The 18,018-nt window shown below is 60.1% G+C and carries 18 protein-coding genes and 1 pseudogene; 10 read left to right on the top strand and 9 right to left on the bottom strand.

What is annotated here, in order from left to right; all coding sequences use genetic code 11:
- Positions 1-433: 433 nt before the first annotated feature.
- Entirely contained in the window at positions 434-1,054 is a 621-nt protein-coding gene (locus tag K0F85_RS12830; RefSeq protein ID WP_219116370.1) for an RNA polymerase sigma factor, read from the top strand.
- A 139-nt stretch (positions 1,055-1,193) separates the two neighbouring features.
- Here K0F85_RS12830 and K0F85_RS12825 read toward each other — a convergent pair.
- From K0F85_RS12825 to K0F85_RS12810, 4 genes and pseudogenes are all read right to left on the bottom strand, one after another.
- Positions 1,194-1,802 (bottom strand): annotated as a pseudogene (locus K0F85_RS12825) (IS3 family transposase); the annotation flags it as partial.
- A complete protein-coding gene (locus K0F85_RS12820) occupies positions 1,705-1,923 on the bottom strand; it encodes a hypothetical protein (protein WP_219116369.1) in 219 nt (72 codons plus the stop codon). The pseudogene K0F85_RS12825 and the gene K0F85_RS12820, both read right to left, overlap by 98 nt.
- A 214-nt stretch (positions 1,924-2,137) precedes the next feature.
- Entirely contained in the window at positions 2,138-3,613 is a 1,476-nt protein-coding gene (locus K0F85_RS12815; RefSeq protein ID WP_219116368.1) for a serine hydrolase, read from the bottom strand.
- A gap of 184 nt (positions 3,614-3,797) precedes the next feature.
- Positions 3,798-5,198 carry a PLP-dependent aminotransferase family protein gene (locus tag K0F85_RS12810; RefSeq protein WP_219116367.1) on the bottom strand — a complete coding sequence of 467 codons (1,401 nt, stop codon included), beginning with the start codon at positions 5,196-5,198 and terminating at the stop codon, positions 3,798-3,800.
- A gap of 274 nt (positions 5,199-5,472) precedes the next feature.
- Here K0F85_RS12810 and K0F85_RS12805 point away from each other — a divergent pair, with 274 nt between their 5' ends.
- Entirely contained in the window at positions 5,473-5,718 is a 246-nt protein-coding gene (locus tag K0F85_RS12805; RefSeq protein ID WP_219116366.1) for a hypothetical protein, read from the top strand.
- Between the two features lie 235 nt (positions 5,719-5,953).
- On the opposite strand, the gene K0F85_RS12800 is transcribed toward K0F85_RS12805, so the two are convergent.
- Positions 5,954-6,700, bottom strand: a complete 747-nt coding sequence (locus tag K0F85_RS12800; RefSeq protein ID WP_219116365.1) for a hypothetical protein — start codon at positions 6,698-6,700, stop codon at positions 5,954-5,956.
- Positions 6,701-7,033: 333 nt separating this feature from the next.
- Here K0F85_RS12800 and K0F85_RS12795 point away from each other — a divergent pair, with 333 nt between their 5' ends.
- Both K0F85_RS12795 and K0F85_RS12790 read left to right on the top strand, forming a co-directional pair.
- Complete coding sequence (locus K0F85_RS12795) at positions 7,034-7,231, top strand: DUF3079 domain-containing protein (RefSeq protein WP_219116412.1); 198 nt, start codon at positions 7,034-7,036, stop codon at positions 7,229-7,231.
- Positions 7,232-7,301: 70 nt separating this feature from the next.
- Complete coding sequence (locus K0F85_RS12790) at positions 7,302-7,799, top strand: prolyl-tRNA synthetase associated domain-containing protein (RefSeq protein WP_219116364.1); 498 nt, start codon at positions 7,302-7,304, stop codon at positions 7,797-7,799.
- Between the two features lie 7 nt (positions 7,800-7,806).
- Here the strand turns inward: K0F85_RS12790 and K0F85_RS12785 are convergent, their stop codons facing one another.
- Positions 7,807-9,042, bottom strand: coding sequence for an MFS transporter (locus K0F85_RS12785; RefSeq protein ID WP_374198690.1), 1,236 nt, complete (start codon positions 9,040-9,042; stop codon positions 7,807-7,809).
- A gap of 145 nt (positions 9,043-9,187) precedes the next feature.
- On the opposite strand from K0F85_RS12785, the gene K0F85_RS12780 reads away from it, so the two are divergent.
- Positions 9,188-9,805, top strand: a complete 618-nt coding sequence (locus K0F85_RS12780; protein WP_219116362.1) for a TetR/AcrR family transcriptional regulator — start codon at positions 9,188-9,190, stop codon at positions 9,803-9,805.
- A 3-nt stretch (positions 9,806-9,808) separates the two neighbouring features.
- Here the strand turns inward: K0F85_RS12780 and K0F85_RS12775 are convergent, their stop codons facing one another.
- On the bottom strand, positions 9,809-10,279 hold the full coding sequence (locus K0F85_RS12775; protein ID WP_219116361.1) for a GNAT family N-acetyltransferase: 471 nt from the start codon (positions 10,277-10,279) through the stop codon (positions 9,809-9,811).
- Between the two features lie 33 nt (positions 10,280-10,312).
- Complete coding sequence (locus K0F85_RS12770) at positions 10,313-10,984, bottom strand: hypothetical protein (RefSeq protein ID WP_219116360.1); 672 nt, start codon at positions 10,982-10,984, stop codon at positions 10,313-10,315.
- A gap of 165 nt (positions 10,985-11,149) precedes the next feature.
- Between K0F85_RS12770 and K0F85_RS12765 the strand changes: the two genes are divergently transcribed.
- A complete protein-coding gene (locus K0F85_RS12765) occupies positions 11,150-11,806 on the top strand; it encodes a tetratricopeptide repeat protein (RefSeq protein WP_219116359.1) in 657 nt (218 codons plus the stop codon).
- Here K0F85_RS12765 and K0F85_RS12760 read toward each other — a convergent pair.
- Entirely contained in the window at positions 11,793-12,782 is a 990-nt protein-coding gene (locus tag K0F85_RS12760; RefSeq protein WP_219116358.1) for a ribonuclease Z, read from the bottom strand. The two genes, K0F85_RS12765 and K0F85_RS12760, sit on opposite strands and share 14 nt — an antisense overlap.
- A 260-nt stretch (positions 12,783-13,042) precedes the next feature.
- Between K0F85_RS12760 and msbA the strand changes: the two genes are divergently transcribed.
- The 4 genes from msbA to K0F85_RS12740 all read left to right on the top strand — a co-directional run bounded on the left by msbA (position 13,043) and on the right by K0F85_RS12740 (position 17,961).
- Positions 13,043-14,860, top strand: a complete 1,818-nt coding sequence (gene msbA / locus K0F85_RS12755; RefSeq protein ID WP_257572731.1) for a lipid A export permease/ATP-binding protein MsbA — start codon at positions 13,043-13,045, stop codon at positions 14,858-14,860.
- 252 nt (positions 14,861-15,112) lie between these two features.
- Positions 15,113-16,267: a toxin-antitoxin system YwqK family antitoxin gene (locus K0F85_RS12750; protein ID WP_219116356.1), complete on the top strand. Its 1,155-nt coding sequence runs from the start codon at positions 15,113-15,115 to the stop codon at positions 16,265-16,267.
- Between the two features lie 8 nt (positions 16,268-16,275).
- A complete protein-coding gene (locus tag K0F85_RS12745; protein ID WP_219116355.1) occupies positions 16,276-17,379 on the top strand; it encodes a toxin-antitoxin system YwqK family antitoxin in 1,104 nt (367 codons plus the stop codon).
- Positions 17,380-17,466: 87 nt separating this feature from the next.
- Positions 17,467-17,961 carry a MarR family winged helix-turn-helix transcriptional regulator gene (locus K0F85_RS12740; protein ID WP_219116354.1) on the top strand — a complete coding sequence of 165 codons (495 nt, stop codon included), beginning with the start codon at positions 17,467-17,469 and terminating at the stop codon, positions 17,959-17,961.
- Positions 17,962-18,018 lie beyond the last annotated feature (57 nt).

Genomic DNA, 18,018 nt, shown 5'->3' with positions numbered 1-18,018 from the left:
TGTGATGCCATCATCTTCTGATTCATTGACGGGCTCAAGACGGCGCTGGCTTGACGCTTACCCCGAATCCTCCACCTGCTGCCGCTGCGCGGCAGCTCCGCGCGCCGCTGGCGCGCGTTCGTGGTTCCAATCAGCTTTTCGACTGCGCCAGCTTTCACCGCACCCAACGCCTCAGCACGTGTCTGAATGCCAGGACCTGACCCTCGTGCCTCGTGTTTTCCCCAACTGAGCAAGGAAGCTCCAGTTTTAGTAACTCTTATTCGAGAAGTTATGTATGCAAGCGTACATATTATTTTGAATATTAATTTCAAGTTGTTACAAAATGTGAACATTTGTCCAGGACGAACCAGTATGATTTGTCTTGACTAGAGGAAACAATTTTTCATTGTAATTTCATTGCGGTATTTATGTTTTTAATTAGATGAATATTTTGTTGCATAAATTAATTTCAATTCTTTGCGAGGTCAAGGTGGAAATTGAATCTATTCCTGCAAGAGAAAATACAAATTCCGACCTTGCTTATTGGATTGAGAAAAATGACATACAGTCTTTCCGGATGCTTCACGATGCTTCAAGTAAACATTTATTATTTTATGCTTATAAAATTGTTAAAAATAAACAAATTGCTGAAGAGGTGGTGCAGGAAACATTTACAAGTATTTGGCTTCAATCCACCTCTTATAATGCTGATAGAGGTAGTCCTGTAACGTGGATGCGAACAATCGTCAAGAATAAAGCTTTAGACGCTTTAAGGACATCAAAGTTTTATTCAAATTATGAATTCGTGAAAGACAACAAAAAAGAGGAAGAGTCAAGTAATTCTCTTGAGCCTGACGCGGTATTAACAGAGAAGCAGTCTTCACTACTTATAATGAAATATTTGCGAAAGCTTAATGGTTCTCAAATGGAGGCGATTTATCTTTCTTATTACAAAGGATTAAGTCACTCAGAAGTTGCAAGTATAGTGGCTGAACCTTTAGGTACTGTAAAAAATCGTATAAGACTTGGAATTTTGAGTTTAAGACGAAGGCGAAGTGGTTTGCGGGCGGCGTAGCTGTTAAAACCAGCTTGGCTACTCGCTCAACAAACGCAAGACAGCCTGCATGGATGCAGGCTTTGATGACTGCTATAGGCGAAAAAAAACTGTCATTTTGTTGTCATTCCGAGGCTAGAACTGAATCGCGACGAGTTTGCTAGATACTTTCTAGCCTCTCAAAATACCGCTTTTCAAAATTGACCGGCGAAAGCCTCTCGTTACAGTCATGCCGACGTTTTGGATTGTAGAACATCTCGATGTAGTCGAAGACATCTTCCTTGGCCTTATCCCATGTTGCGTAGATCTTTCGGCGAATACGCTCGCGCTTTATTAGCTGGAAGAAGCTTTCCGCTACAGCATTATCGTGACAGTTTCCGCGCCGGCTCATGCTTTGCTGCAGATTGTGGGCATCGAGGAAGTCGCGCCAGTCATAACTACTAAACTGACTTCCTTGGTCCGAGTGCACCGTCACTGTATTCTTCGGTTGCCTGCGCCAGACAGCCATCAAGAGTGCATTCATCGCCAACTCTCGGTCAATGCGCGAACTCATCGACCAACCAACGACTTGGCGTGAAAACAAGTCCAACACGACGGCCAGGTATAGCCAACCTTCGCATGTACGGATATAAGTGATGTCGGTAACCCAAGCCCGATTCGGCTCCTTCACGTCAAACTGACGCTGCAGGTGGTTCGCCGCATCTCGTCGCTCTGGGCATCGACTGCCTTGCGCTCTTCTTCTGGAACGCCGTAGCGTTTTGATTGCCCGCGCGCAGTCGCGCTACCGCATCGCGCTTGAATTCATCTGTGAATGTGGCGCGCAACTTCGGTGCTGATTCCGGTGACATGGGAACGATCTCCCGCTCCGACGGTAATTGTTTTTTATTCATGAATATCCTCCGGGGTATATTGTCCCCTATTAGAATGTCCATGAAAACCGGACTAGCTTAGCCTGACCCTCGTGCGCTCGTGCGCAAGACGGTATCTGCCCCTCGTGTCGATCACCATGGCGGCCACGGTGCGCAGGTCTGGATGCTCGTCGTGAGCGTAGCTTGCCAGCACTGCCTCGCACGCTCTTGCCGCGTTGGCGCTACCGTTGCCGATTCAGCTGTCCGGGCTGCGGTGGGCCTTGCGCCCCCCGATCAATAGCAGGTCTTGGGTGCCATCCTGCATCAGTTCGATGATGTCGCCGGTCTCGGGGGACACCAGGCTGGTTTTGCCGGTCGGCACTAGCCGGGTGGTGCCGATGTCCGGCATCACCATCGTCCAGTCCTTGCCGTCGAAGCGCAGTTCGTAGCGGTTGGCGAAACGGCCCTCGAAGTTGTCGAGCTGGTAGATGCCGACGTGGCGTGTGGCCGTTGCCAGGTCCAGCGGCGCCGTCTGGGCCAGGCGAGGTTTGAACTCCGGCCAGTCGTAGGCGGACGCCACCGCCTTGACGATCTCGCCGCCAAGATAGCTGCCGTTGTCGCCGTCGGTCATGACTACTACGCCGTTGCCGCTGTCGAGATACATCGCGTAGGTGCTCTTGAAGCCGGTGTTGCCGCCGGAATGCATGAAGCGTTTGTGCTCGCCATCGCCGACCACGAAGAAGCCCTGCGCATACTTGTTCAGCGCCGGCGTCAGCAGATCGCGTGCCTTGGCGGTGCTCAGAAAGGCCGTGCCGATTTTCCACGACTGCTGGACACCGATGGCGAAGCGCGCCAGGTCGCTGGCCGTGGTCCACAGGCCGGCGGCCGCCAGTTCGGGATAGACGAAGGCCCCGCCTTCGACTTCGCTGCCGTCGGCGTAGTGGCCGCGCGCGCGGTTGTGTTCTGCCGCCGGCAATGGCTGCGCGAATGTGCTGCGCCGCATCTGCAGCGGCTGCAGTACTTGCTGGCGCACCAACTCCGCAAAAGGCGTGCGCAGACATTGCTGCATGGCGACTTGGGCGATGGTGTAGCCGCCGCCGGAATACGCATAGGCCGCGCCCGGGATGGTCTGGATGGCGACCGCCGGCGTGAGCGACGGCGGCTCGCCCTTGATGACCTGAAGGTCCGCAGGAATCGCCTGCGATGGTGGATAGCCGGGGAAACCGGACACGGTCGCCCCTGCGGTGTGGTTGAGCAGATTGCGCAAGGTCACCGGATGCCCGGGGCTTTGCTGTCCGGCGGGCAGGGTCCACGGCCGCAGGCAGGCGTCCACCGGCTCATCGAGCTGGAGCTTGTTGCTACCCGCCAGCCGCTGCGCCAGCACGCCGGTCACGCCCTTGCTGATGGACGCGGCCTGATACAGCGTGTCGGTGTCGGCCGCAGGTGCGGACGGTTGCCGGTAGACGCCGGCCCAAGCGATCTTGCCGTCGCGGATGACTGCCACGCTGACGCTGGAAACCTTATAGCGGCGCAGGCGCTGCTGGATGTCGAAGGTCTGCGCCGGCTCGCCTGCGATGTCCACCCGCTGTCGCAGCCCGCCGGCGATACGCCCGGCTATATCGGTCTCGCCCGCGTGGGCGGTTGCGCTACAGGCCGCCACCCCCAGTAAGGCTCCCAGGCGTAGCGCGCGGCCTGAAGCATGGACTGGCAATAGCCATGGACGAATGCGCATAAGTTTCCCTTTCATTCATTGAATGGGCTAATCTTATCGGGCGTTGCCTGAGGCTCCCTGGATTTGCGACGAACGGTGGAAAGCTTGGTCTGGGTTGTTTGTTTTTAGCAAAATCTCTACGCGGCGCTGGCATTACTTGGTAAAAGGACTTGCCATTCAGGACGGTATCTGACCCTCGCGCCCGCTAAACCACCGCAGTGCTGAACGATTCGGGCCGGCGCGCAAGCAGATGAGACAGTCGTTGAAGACCTGCCTGCAAGCGCCCACGGTCCTTGATGCTGCCCAAAGAGATCCGAATGGCATTCATGGATACGTTGCCGGTGGCGAATGCCTCTGCCGGCGTGACGGCGATGCCCTCTCTGTCGGCTGCACGCGCAAGCTGTGAGGAGTTCCAATACGCCGGTAACTCGAGCCATACATGCAGGCCATCACCAAAGCCGCTGTACCGCCCCGCCAGAATATCCCGCGCCATCCGGTGGCGCAGGCGCGCCTCCTTGCGTACGCCTTCCATCAATCCGTCAGCCGAACCGTCGAGTATCCACTGAGTGGCCAGTGCGGCCGTCAGAGGCGCGACCATCAGCGCAAATGATCTTAGCGCGACGAGGAAACGTTCGCGCTCAATCGGGTCGCGTATCAGCACGAAGGCGACACGCAAGCCGGGCGTCAGGCATTTCGACAGGGTGGAGATGTAGACCACCTGTTCCGGGGCGAACGTGGCAACAGGCGGTGGCGGGGCATCGGCAAGCAGCCAGTAGGGATCGTCCTCGACGATGCGTACATTGCAGCGCTTGGCGATGCTGGCGAGCTCCTTGCGCCGACGTTCCGGCATGGTGATGGCCGTCGGGTTCTGTAGTGTCGGATTGAGGTAGACCAGCCCAGGCTTGTGCTGGCGGCACGCTGCCTCAAGCATCTCAGGCAACATCCCGTGCTTGTCCGCTTCTACTGCAATGAGGTGCCGGCCGAATTGGGTCGCTGCGGCACGCAAGCCGGGATAACTCGTTGGCTCTGCGAGGATAACATCGCCAGGCTCCGTCAGCGCAAGGATCAATGCGGCAATCGCCGCTTGCGCACCAGGACAGACAACAAGCTGCGCGGAATCGAGCTGTCCGAACATCGGTGCCAGCCATCTGGCGCCAGCCTGACGGTCGGAGTCGCTTCCCCCGCCCAGGTGGTAAGTCATCAGCAATTCATTATCTGCTCGCATCAATACTTGAGACAAGCCTTGTTTCAACATGTCGTCGAAGTCCACGCCATCCGGCGGTGGCGGGGTATTCATGCTCAGGTCGAGGATGGCGGTCAATTCCACTTTCGGCGCCGCGACATAAGTGCCTCGAGCGCCTCGGCCCTCCAGCAAGTGGCGGCGTCTGGCTTCGTCGTATGCGCGCGTGATCGTCGTCAGGTCGACGCCCAGCTGTGCTGCCAACTGGCGCTGCGGAGGCAGGCGCTCACCCGGTGTCAAAGATCCGTCTGCCACCGCCGCCTGCAACGCATCCGCAATCTGCAAAAAACGTGGCCCTTTGTTCGCGGCTAAACGCGGCAACCAGCGTGTCAAATTTTCATCTTGTATGGTTTTCAACTGGGACATTTTGTCTCAATGTATGGAAATTGTTTTAAAGTAGTATGCATCAGAACGTGCAGCAACACCATCCTTGCATGGCAGTCGCTGACGTTTTCTACTCTATTCCCTGTATTCGGCAAATCTCTGCGCCGGATGCCATTGTTATTTCATAGCTGGATATAATGAAAGAGTCAAACAGGATGTTTGGGGTGATGGTTTGAACAGAAGCTGCTGCTGCAGCGTGTTGAGGGAGTGTTCCTCACGATAGATAGTGTCAAGTAATAGACTGGAAAGACTCAAAATGATGGATTGGACTCCTATAGTCTTCGTTACATTCAAGGCCCTCGTGCTCGGCACGGGCATGTTCTTCGCCATCAAGTGGCATTACGATCAAGGGAAGAAGGACAAGGATAAGGCGAAGCAGAATCGCGCGGTGCTACGCGCTAGTGGCAAGGTGGTTGCAGTCTTCGTGCTATCGCTGCTGGCCTTGGGGATCGTCACCTTCTTCGTTGTCAGGATGACCGGTTTGGACACGACCTTGCCATGATTGAGGGATCGACGGTACCTGAGTCGCCACATGGATGGTAAGTGGACTTGTGCGGCTCATGCCTGCTAGTTGCAGGCATTGCACCGCTTCCGCCGGGAAATTGAGAAGCCGCCTTCGGGCGGTTTTTATTGCTTAGTAGAAACTCGCCGGGCGGCGCCCAGCGTGTGAGAGTCGAAAGGCAGGGCCTGCCTGCCCCTCGCCGGCGCGACCTGGCGCGTTCTCCGGCGTGACCCAGTCAAGCTATCTCTTCCCGTCTGAACGCGAATTGTTGACGGCTAATGCCTTGCGTGACAAAGTCTGCGTCGGGCGGTATCGTTTCCCAGAAAAAAACATGTTTAAAAATTGGAATTTTGTTGAATTTTCGCGAACGAAATATCCATCTGTTTTTCGTGAAATCGCTGTAGCGGTCCCCTTTGAACTGTTTGTGCACAGCGGTGAAAGGAAGTAATCTTTCCGCAATATCCGGGAAGGCATAATCCGGATAGTTGTCCTTGAATTTCTCAAAGATGGCAAATTGATCTCGGCAGATAATTTGAATGGCCGTTTCCGGAAAACGATAGCGCGGGGACCACAGGACATTCCAGCCTGATTCGATTTCATTGATGAAATTTACCAGGCGAGGCGTCATAATATAGGCGTCCGACTCGATATGGATGATTTTATCCACGCCTAATTCGTTTGCCACCTTCACCGAGTGGAGAAAACTGCGCCACCAGCCAGGGTAGTCAGCCCCGCTTTGTCGTCCCAGATTGTTGTCGAAGCGAATGATGAGGTTTTTGTCGCCATTCGAAGCCAGCGAAGCGTTATGCGAAACTGTCTTGATGATTTCGACGGGTGGCAGAAATGGCGAGCCATCGTCAATCATTATCTTCTTTACTGCATTGATTGGAATATTTTCGTAGTAATCGAGCCACCGTTGATACCGGCTTTCCCATGCTGAGGCATCTTTTATAAAGCTGGTGCAGAATATAAGGGCTTTCATTTGTTAAGCACATTCCTCGTATTTAAAAAAGACCAGGTTATTCATGGTCTGATCATTAAAATTTTCAACTATTTTAACAGACGGAAACCGGTTTAATCGATGAACGACCATGCCGGCGATGTGGCCGACCAGCGCGCTCCCGAGAGTCGCGCGCAAACATTGAGCGAGCATGTCCAGGAAATCGTGCACCTTGGGGCGCGGCGCCTTGCCGATGCCCCACACTCTGCATAAGCTTGACCCCAGACAAATTTCCCGTCGAAATTCGTTTGACCGCCTGCCGCGCCAGGTCTAGAGTCGTTGACGAGACTTCAACCGACTTCGTCGCCCATCCCCATGGCCAAGCCTTTCCCCTTGCATCCCAAGAACCCCGAACGCATCTGCTGGGGCTGCGACAAGTATTGTCCGCCGGATGCCATGCGCTGCGGCAATGGTTCCGAGCGCACGCAGCATCCGGTCGAGCTGTTTGGCGAAGGCTGGAATGACTGGGGGCTGGCGGCGGCAGACCAGAAGGAAGACGAGAGCAAGCCTTGAGGGCAAGCGGCGCACGCGGCGCGCCGCTACAATCCCCTCATCGCCCATTCTTCCTGGCTGAGGAGTCACCATGCAAGAAACCCTGTCCCGCTGGCTGGAAAGCAGCGCCGACGATTGCCAGTTCGTCGAGCACCCGGCTGTGCACACCATCGCCGAAGCGCTGATTCACGTGCCCGCCATGCCCGGCCTGATGGTGAAAAACCTGTTCGTGCGCGACGAGAAGGGGCGCCGGCATTTTCTCGTTATCGTGCCTTTCGACAAGCGCATCGACCTGGCGGTGCTGGGGCGCTTGCTGCCGGCCAGCAAGCTGAGCATGGCCTCGCCCGAACGCTTGCTGCAGCACCTTGGCATCACGCCCGGGGCCGTCAGCCTGTTTGCCCTGCTGCATGACAGCGCGCAGGCGGTGGAGCTGGTGCTGGACCAGGCCGTGTGGGATGCTGATTCTGTGCACGCCCATCCGCTGCGCAACACGGCCACGGTGGCGCTGTCGCATGCCAGCCTGGTCCGTTTCCTCGCGCATACGGGGCACGTGCCCCGCATCGTGGCGGTGCCGGCGGCCAATTCCTAGGGGCTTCTCAATGCCCGGCCACGGGTGCCGCACCGTTGCGCCGTCCCGGCCGGAAGCCATGCGCGCGGGCCGACCAGGCGATCAGGAAAGCCAGCATGAGCAAGGCCAGCATGGCCCACGGCAAGGCGCCCGCGCCCCAGGTTTCCAGCAAGGCGCCCCCAACCACGCCCGCAGCGGCAATCGCGCCATTCCATGCCACCACATTCATCGACAAGGCCACGTCGGCGCCGCTGCCGGCCGTGTCGGCCAGTGCCGTCTGCAACAGCGTTGCCGCGCCGCCAAAGCTCAGGCCCCAGACGGCCATGCCTATATAGATGACCGCAGGGAAGTGCGCGGCCCAACCCAGCACGAGGGCTGTCACGGCGAAGGTCGCCAGGCTGGCCAGCACGGTGGCGCGCAAGTGGCGCTCGACCAGCTTGCCTGTGATCCCGATGCCGGCCATGGCCGCGGCGCCGAAGACGAGCAGTACCAGGTCGACTCTGCCCGTCAGTCCGGCCGGCGCCACGAACGGGGCGATATAGGTGTAGAGAATGTTGTGCGCCAGCATCCAGGCGATGACGACGGCCAGCACGGGGCGCACGCCCGGCGTCGTGAAGACGCGGCGCAGGGGCATGCGCTCATGCGTGGACTGGCCCGGGTAGTCCCGCACTTGCGCCAGCACCCACCCGAGCAGGATTAATGTTAGCGCGGAAATGATCCAGAAGGCGGCGCGCCAGCCGACCAATGAACCGAGCAAGGTGCCCAGCGGCACGCCCAGGGACAGGGCGACGGGCGCGCCCACCATGGCCAGTGCCAGCGCGCGGCCTTGCTGCTGCGGCGCCACCATGCGCCGCGCATAGCCTGCCAGCAAGCTCCACGCCAGGCCGGCCGCCATGCCGGCAAAGAAGCGGGCCGCCAGGGTTAGCCAGTAATGCGATGACAGCGCGGTGACGGTATTGAAGACGAGAAAGCCAATGATGGTCAGCAGCAGCACGTTGCGGCGGCGCCAGCCGCGCGTGGCGATGGTGAGCGGAATGGCAGCCAGCAAGGAACCTAGTGCGTATGCCGTGACCATTTGACCGGCAAGCGCGGCGCTGATGCCGAGTCCCGCGCTGATCTGCGGCAACAAGCCGGCGGGCAAGGTTTCCGTGACGATGCAGATAAAACCCGTCATGGCCAGGGCCAAAAGGCCTGAAACGGGGAGGCGATCGGCCAGCGCAGGGCTGGTTCCGGTGGTGAGCGTAGCGTGATTCACGGCAGACATCCTTGTAAAGAGATCGGGCGCAAGAGTGCCCCGACCGTCGTGGCGGTATATATGTATCGATCGGTATAAATATAGGCGATGGCGCGCCGCGTTGTCAACGACTTCTGTATCGAGTAGTATGTAAGTGGATGAAAAGGAGCGAGAGATGGCGCAAATGGGACGGCCGCGCACGTTCGACCGGCAGGCAGCCGTCGAGCAGGCCATGTTTTTATTCTGGCAACAAGGGTATGAATCGACCTCCTTGAGCCAGCTCAAGGCGAGCCTGGGCGGCGGCATTTCCGCGCCCAGTTTTTATGCGGCGTTCGGCTCGAAGGAAGCGCTGTTCCGTGAAGCGGCGCAACGCTATCTGGAGACGTTTGCACGCGTCACGGAATGCCTGTGGGACGAGGGCATGGCGCCGCGCGCGGCCATCGAGCTGGCCTTGCGCCAGTCGGCCAGCATGCAGTCCGAGCCGGGCCACCCGCCTGGCTGCATGGTGGCGCTGGGCTGCATGAGCGCGCCGACGACCGAGCATGCGGCCGTGGCCACGCCCCTCACGGCTTCGCGCACCCGTACCCGCGCTGGTTTCGCGCGCTGCGTCGAGCGGGGCATGGCCAGCGGAGAATTGTCCGCTCAGACGGATGGTGGGGCGCTGGCGTTCGTCTTCGACAGCTTTTTATCGGGCGTGTCCATCCAGGCCCGCGATGGCGTGGGCTATGCCGTGTTTGACGCTGCCATCACGCAGCTGATGCGCGTGTGGGATGCCAATCGCGTGCCGGGCTAGGTGCTAGGCCGTGAAGTGAAATTCCAGCACATCATCGCCATACTTGTCCGTCTCGCCCGTTGCGGTCCAGCCCAGGTAACGGTAAAAGCCGTAGGAGCGCGAAGCCGGGTCGCTGGAGCAGCCCAGGAACAGCCGTTGGTGGCCTTGCGCGCGCAGCTGCGCCATGATTCCTTCCAGCAAGGTCTTGCCGATTCCCAGGCCTTCAAATTCCGGCAGCAGCGCCAGGACGATGATTTCGCCTGTGTCGCGCTCGCCGAAGCAGTAGCCGACCAGACGCCCGTCGTGATGGCAGACCAGGCCAGGCAGGCTGCCCGAGTGCATCATGTCGGCCCAGGACTCGGCCGTGATGCCCACTGCCGCCAGGCGTTCACTGGGAATGGCGTTTTGCCGCGTCTTGCCGCGCAATTCGATGAAGGCAGGCGTGTCTTCCGCCCTGGCGGCATGAAAAGTAATCGATGCTGGATGTGTCGTCATGTGTGCGTTAATGGTTGGATGGTATTAAAGGATTTACTCCCAGGGTTTGCGCATGGTTTGCGCATGGCGCCGCCAGTCATAAGCTTTTACGTTATCGATTGCCTGTTGGGCGGGATTGCCGCTATCGATGATTTCATCCTTGACGATAATCAAGGCATTTTTGTCATTCAAGCGATATTCCCGGTAACGCTCGCAATCCTGTGCGCGCCGGGCGGTGGCAATTAATTTGTTTTCCCGCCAGGCATAGCTGTCTTCGTAAAAACATTGCGCCGCGCAGCCGCAATTGGCGATGCCGCCTTCAATTCCTTGCCCGGCTATGCTGATCTCCAGATTCGGAATCGCTGATAATGGCTGGTTGAAACTGTATTGTTTCGCCGACGCATCCCACAGCCACACATCGGAACAGCGGATGCGCGCCTGGCTATCCGTGTAGCCGGTGACCCACAGGTCGGCATGGCCGTCGAAATTCATGTCCAGCAGCAGCGCGTGCAAATTGCCCGTGCCGCTGCTGCTGCAACGGCCCGCTATCCACTGCTTGCCGATTTTCAGCCGATACGTCTGTTTTTCATCGTGATACGCATAGCGGATAGCGGCGGCTTGCCCTACCTTGCCTGTTGCGGCTTGGTCCAGGTGCAGCGTGCCGCCATAAGCCGAGGTGGACATCAGGAATAAAAGCAGCGATAAGGAAAAGACAGTCAGTTTCATGGCGCTATTCTTGGGCGGGCATTCGGGCACTATGCCCCGATTGCATCAGGCGGAGAATGATCATACTGCATGCATCCGGCAATGCGCCACACCATTCCCTATCGTGCATTCTGCGCGGAACAGTGCTGTGTACAATGCCCCAAAAAACCCGAATAAGGAATCTGTATGCCATCCTCTCCCGTATCGTTTAATGAAGCGGGCATTCGCGCTTATAACGACGGTCATCATGCCGAGGCATTCAAACAATTCGATGCGGCGGCGCGCACCGGCGATCCGGCTGGCCAGCATTTATTGGCCAGCCTGTATTACCAGGGCCACGGCGTGACGCAAGACTTGCCGAAAGCGGTGGAACTGTTCACGGCCGCCGCGCAAGCGGGCTTTCCGCCGTCGCTGGCCAACCTGGCCCTGATGTATGCGAGCGGCGATGGCGTCGCGCAAGACAGGGCGCAAGCGCTCGCGTATGGACGCCAGGCGGCCGAGGCGGGCGATGGCCAGTCGCAATTCAATCTGGCGCAAGCCTACCGCAAGGGCGATGGAGTACCGCAAGACTACGCCGAGGCGGCGTTCTGGTACAAGCAGGCGGCCGAAGCCGGTTCCCTGTCGGCGCAGAATGAATACGGCTTGCTGTACGCGCAAGGGCAGGGCGTGGAGCTCGATTACGTGCAGGCGTATGCGTGGATCGCCATGCCGGCCGAGGCGGGCAGCGCGCAATCGATCAAGAACCGCGACCAGTTGCTGGAAATCCTCACGCCGTCACAGCAGCAGGCGGCGCGCGCGCTGGCGGCCGAGTATGCGGCGCAGTATTGTGTCAATCCCCACTAATGGGTTGTTGGTGGGATTTCGCCGGCAGCTTGCTCAGCACGCCCGCCGCATCGAGTTCATAACTGTCGAAGTCGCGCGCTAAAAACAGTTTGCCTGAGTAATGCAGCCGCGCTTCCGCTTCCAGTTCGGCCATGCCGTCCGCATGGTGATAACGGGCGCTGAAGTGGGTGAGGATCAGATTCGGCAGGCGCACCGCTTCAGCAAACTGCGCCACGCGCTGCACGGAACTGTGCGTGGGGCCGGGGCCCACCTTCTGCAACATCGCTTCCGTGTAGGTGGCTTCATGCACCAGCAGTTGCGCATCGGCGCAAGCCTCTGCCAGCAAGGATGGCGTGTCGTTGTCGCCGCCGATCACCACCGTGGCGCGTTGCGTTTCCGTCTGGCGGAAAGCGTCGGCGCGCAACACCGTGCCATCGTCCAGGATCGCATCCTGGCCCGTTTGCAAGAGTCCCCAGGCGGGACCGGGCGGCACGCCCGCCGCCAGCAGGGCCGCCTTGTCCAGCTTCCACCTGCTTGTTTCTAGCGCGAAACGATAAGCGACGCTCGGTGCGCGGTGCGACAGCGCATGGCGCTCGATGGTCAAGCCTGCTGCTTCATGCACGACTGGCGCGCTGTCAACGTCGATGTGGATCAGCGGATACGTCAGGAACAGTTCCGTGTGCAGCAGGGTCGCATCGATCCAGGCCTTGATGGCGGCCGGGGCGATCAGCAGCAAGGGCTTCTTGCGCCCCGTCATGGAGGCGCTGGCGAGCAAGCCCGGCAGTCCATAACTGTGGTCGCCATGCACGTGGGTGATGCAAATGCCCACCAGGTCGTGCACGGACAAGGGCAGGCGCTGCAGCCGGTGCTGCGTGGCTTCGCCGCAATCGATCATCCACCAGTCGCGGTTGTGCGTGGTTTGCAGGGCCAGCGAGGTAACGTTGCGGTGGCGCGTGGGCACGCCGGACGACGTGCCGAGAAAAGTCAGTTTGAACATGCCCGCATTATGCGGCAGGGCAGCGTTTTTGTGCAGGGGCAAGCCATTCTCGCCTCCCACTGTCCTACGGCAGGATGTTGTCGGGCCGTTCCTGATGCGATTTTCGATCAAGAACGGGGAGCGAAGCGCAGCTTCCGCAGCGCTGCCCTTGCCAGCGATCTGTACCGGCAGGGCAACGACTTTCTCATAGCTAAGTCTGGCAGCGGTTAGAATCACGCTTTACCTTCACTTTTCCCATCTGCATGCAGCAAAGTCGCCTTTTGTTTTTCCGCCTGGCCGGCCAGTTTCGCCGCTATGGCGCCATCGTTGCCGCCACCTTGCTGGCGGTGGGCGTGGCGTCCGCCACCGATGTGTTGTTAATCCGCCAGCTGCAAAACGTCGTCGACGCCATGCGCACGACGGTCAGCGCACAGGTCGCGCCCGCGTCCGGCGTGATGGGCATGCTGCAGGGCTGGGTTGACCGCTTCCTGCCGGCACAGGCGGGGCAGGTGGATTTGTGGGTGATTCCCGCCACCATCCTGGGCCTGGCCGTGCTGCGCATGGTGTCGAGCTTTGCCGGCGACTACGGCTCCGTCTGGTTATCGAGCCGGGTGCAGGCGGACTTGCGCGAAAAGATGTTCGCCACCATCATGCGCCTGCCCAGCCGCTTCTTCGATACCACCACCACCAGTTTGACGCAGTCGCGCGTGGCCTTCGACGCCAGCCAGGTGTCGCAGGCGGGCTTGAACGTGCTCAATGTGATGGTGCGCGATTCCGTCGCCACTGTCGGCTACCTGATTTTGCTGTTCAGCATCGACGTGAAACTGGCCCTGTTCTGCATGGCCTCGATGCCCATCGTGGCCATCGTCGTGACCCTGGCGGGCCGGCGCATGCGCCACCTGAGCAAGAGTTCGCAGCAAGCCGTGGGCGAGCTGACGTCGGTGCTGGATGAAAGCATCGCCGGCCAGCGCGTGGTGAAGATTTTCGGCGGACAAGACTATGAACAGGCGCGCTTCGTCGACGTCGTCAAGCGCAACCGCCAGTTGGCCGTCAAGCACGCAGCCACGTCGGCCATGAATTCCGGCTTCATCATGATGCTGGTCGGCATTACCCTGTCTTCCGTGATTTATTTCGCCATGCTGCGCGCGCAAAGCGGCGCCATCACGCCGGGCGCCTTTGTCGCCTTCATGGGCGCACTGATGGCCATGCAATCGCCGATCAAGAATTTGACCAAGATCAATGAGCCGCTGCAGCGTGGCCTGGCGGCTGCCGAGTCGGTGTTTGGCTTGATCGACACGCCGCTGGAACCGGACCCTGGCAGCGTCGCCCCGGCGGCCGTGCAGGGCAATCTGTCCTTGCAAAACGTGCATTTCCGCTACAACAGTGACGATCCCGACGCGCCCACGGCCTTGAGCGATATCGCGCTCGAGATCCGCGCCGGCGAAACGGTGGCCCTGGTGGGCGGCTCCGGTGGCGGCAAGACGACCTTGCTGGGCTTGCTGCCGCGTTTCTACGACGTCAGCGGCGGCCAGATATTGCTCGACGGCGTCGACGTGCGCGACTATGCCTTGCTGGCCCTGCGGCGCCAGTTCGCCCTCGTCAGCCAGGATGTGATTTTGTTCAACGACACCATGGCGGCGAATATCGCGTATGGCGACCCGGCGCCGGACATGGCCCGCGTCGAAGCGTCGGCGCGTGCCGCCTACGCGCACGACTTCATCATGCAGTTGCCGCAAGGCTACGCCACGCAGGCGGGGCAGAACGGTTCGCGCCTGTCGGGCGGGCAACGCCAGCGCCTGGCCATCGCCCGCGCCCTGTACAAGGATGCGCCGATTCTGCTGCTGGACGAAGCGACCAGCGCGCTGGACACGGAGTCGGAGCGACAGGTGCAGGCGGCGCTGGAAGTGCTGATGCGCAACCGTACCACCATCGTCATCGCCCACCGACTGTCCACCATCGAAAGCGCCGACCGCATCGTCGTCATGCAGGGCGGTCGCCTGGTGGAGTCGGGCAGCCATGCCGCCTTGCTGCAGCAGGGAGGCGCGTATGCGCGCCTGCATGCGAGCCAGTTGTCGCCTGTCAAGGATGGCGCGGCTTAGAACACGTGCCTTTCCTGTCATGCCAGCGTGGCGCCCAGCGCCGTGCCTTCCACGCGCAACGTGGCGGTGAAATCGGACCAGGCGCCGTTCAGGGGTAGGACGTGGCACGCTTCGGCGATCCAGGCATCGATCTGTCCAGTATCCGTGTGTCGCAGTGTGCGGCTGGCAAGTGCATGGATGCCATTCGTGACAGGGGGAAACGTTGCTTTCCATTATGATGGCAGCCGCACAATAACATTGCAACGGAACACAATGCACACACCACGGACGACGCGCGCGGCACAGGCTGCGCTGGCAGCCTTGCTGGGCATGGTCCTGGCCCTGCCGCTGGCGGCACAGGAGCGGCCGGCGCCGCCAACGCCAACGCCAACGCCAACGCCAACGCCAACCTTACAGGAGGAAGACCACACCATGTATCTGGATCAAAATTTCATGCCCAGCAGTCAACGCCGCGCCATGTACGCACTGCGCACGCCGCCCGTGCGCGACGAGGCGCTGGGTGCCTGGCATGTGCGGCTCGAATTTCCCGACATGCCGGGCGTGCTGGCCTTTGAAACCTATACCACCGACCTCGACTTGAGCAAGGTCAGGTTCGTGCGTTTTCGCAAGAATTATTACGAGAATGGCCAGCTGTTGCGCGAAACCTACTTCAATGCCCAGGGCGAGGAGCTGCTCGGCGGCTGCGTGTACTTCGAGAATGGCCAGGTCCAGCAGCGGGTGACGGCCTTGCCGAACGGGCGCGACAGCATCTCGGAAACGTATCACGAGAATGGCCAGCTGGCGTACAAGACGCTGTATCACGACGACGAGATGGCCGATGGCGAGCATGTGTCCTACGACGCGAATGGGGCCGTCAGCAGCCGCTCGTATCGACGCAATGGCAAGATGGATGGCGTGCAGGAATCGTTTTATGCGGATGGCAAGGTGCACCGACGGGGACAGTTCGTCGATGGCAAGCGCGAGGGTGAGTTTGTCAGGTATGCCCAGGATGGCAGCGTGCTGGCCAGGACCGTGTGGGTGCACGACCAGCCCGACGGCTGGTCGTTTGAAAGCCATGACAATGGCGTCGTGTCGAACAAGACGCTGTACAAGAAAGGTGCCGAGCTCAGCTTGCAAACGTGGGGTCCGAATGGTCGGCCCATCTTTGCGTGGCAGAAAGACGCGCGGGGGCGCGACCACGGCGATACGACGGATTGGCATGCCAACGGCGTGCGCGCCAGCGTGACCCCGTTTGTCAAAGGCCAGCGCCACGGCTTGCTGCAGACCTGGTACAGCGATGGCAGCCTGCGCCAGATCGTGCCGTATGAACATGGCAAGAAGCACGGCATCGAGCGCCACTGGGACAAGGCCGGCAAGCTGGTGTTGGAACAGGCGTGGCAGGATGGCCAGCCGGTAGCGGCGAAGTAGGGGATCGCATGCCTTATCGACAGACCATGCGGACCGTGCGTCTGGCGCTGCTGGCGGCGCTCATGACGGCCCTGCCGCTGGCGGCGCAGGAGCAGCAAGCGCAGGACAGGAGCATCTACCTGGACGAAGACTATGCGGCGAGCGACGTGCGCCACGCCGCGTATGCGCTGCGCACGGCGCCCGTGCGCGACGAGGCGCTGGGCGCCTGGCATGTGCTGCTGGAGTTTCCCGACGCGCCGGGCACGCTGGCGCTGGAAACCTACGCCACCGACCTCGATCTGCGCCAGGCCAGCTTTGTCCACCTGCGCAAGTGGTATTACCCGAATGGACAGCTGGCCCGCGATGAGAGGCTGGACGCCAAGGGCAATGTGCTGACCGGTGGCGCGTCATACTATGCAAACGGGCAAGTCAAGCAGCGCGTGACCCTGCTGCCGAACGGGCGCGACAGCATCTCCGAGAATTACCATGAGAATGGCCAGCTAATGAACCGCATCAGCTACCACGGCAAGCAGATGGCCGATGGCGAGTACGTGTCATACGGGCCGAATGGCAAGATGAGCAGCCATGCCTTCCTGAAAGGCGGCAAGATGCATGGCGTGCAGGAAGTGTTTTACGCCGATGGCAAGCTGTTCCAGCGCAGTCATTTTATCCATGACAAGCAGGATGGCGAGTTCCTCACCCTGGCCGAGGATGGCAAGGTGCTCGCGCGCAAGGTCTGGGTGGATGGCGAAGCCGATGGCTGGTCGTTTGAAAGCCATGACAATGGCCAGCTGGCGCAAAAGGCCCTGTACCGCAAGGGCAAGCTGCTCAGCATGCAGAAGTGGGGCAGCAACGGCAAGCCGACGATCGCCTGGCAGCAGGATGCGCAAGGGCGCGAGCAGGGCGATGTGACGCAATGGTATGACAATGGCGTGCGCGCCAAGGTCACCCCCATGCGCGATGGCCAGCGCCATGGCTTGCTGCAAGTCTGGGCCAGCGACGGCAGCCTGCTGCAGCTTGTGCCGTATGAGCACGGCAAGCAGCAGGGCATCGAGCGCCGCTGGGATAAGTCGGGCAAGCAGGTGTGGGAGAAGGCTTGGCAGGCCGGAGCGCCAGTGCCTGCCGCTCAGTAGGCTATAGGGGCGCACCCGCCTTTGTCGGTATCATGTACGGTTTCCGGCCCGCCAGCAGGCGTGAAGCCGGCAGGATAACGGGAGGCAATGGTGGTGGAAGCGGAAGTTCTGGCGTTGGCCAGGGCGCAAGGCATGGCCTTGCAAAACATGCGCGTCGTCATGCGCGCGGCGCAGCGCCACTCGGTACAGATCGAGAAGCAATGCGGCGTGTCGGGCGCGCAACTGTGGGTGATGCAGGAATTGCTGGAGCGGCCAGGCCTGCGCATGGGCGAGCTTGCCAGCAAGATGTCCATCCACCAGACGACGGCCAGCAACCTGGTCGATGCGCTCGTGAAAAAAGCCTATGTGCGCAAGGCGCGCGACCAGCCCGACCAGCGCGTGGTCACCCTGACCCTGACAGAGCAAGGGCAGGCCGTGATCACAGGCGCACCGCAGCCGGCGCGCGGCTTGCTGCCCAGCGCCCTGGGCCAGCTCGATGCCGATAGCCTGGCGCACCTGAACCAGGGCTTGAACGCCTTGCTGGCCGTGGTCGCCCCCGATGACAGGCAGGCGGGTTTGCAGCCCTTCCCATTCACCATGTAGTCGCGCGGCAAGCGTGTGGCAGGAGCGCACCGCTTGCCCTTATCATCGGCGCTGTCG

The sequence above is a fragment of the Janthinobacterium sp. UMAB-56 genome, from assembly GCF_900095265.1.
Taxonomy (GTDB): domain Bacteria; phylum Pseudomonadota; class Gammaproteobacteria; order Burkholderiales; family Burkholderiaceae_D; genus Janthinobacterium.
The sequence above is the reverse complement of the archived record's forward strand: the minus strand, read 5'-3'. Positions and strand labels throughout refer to the sequence as shown.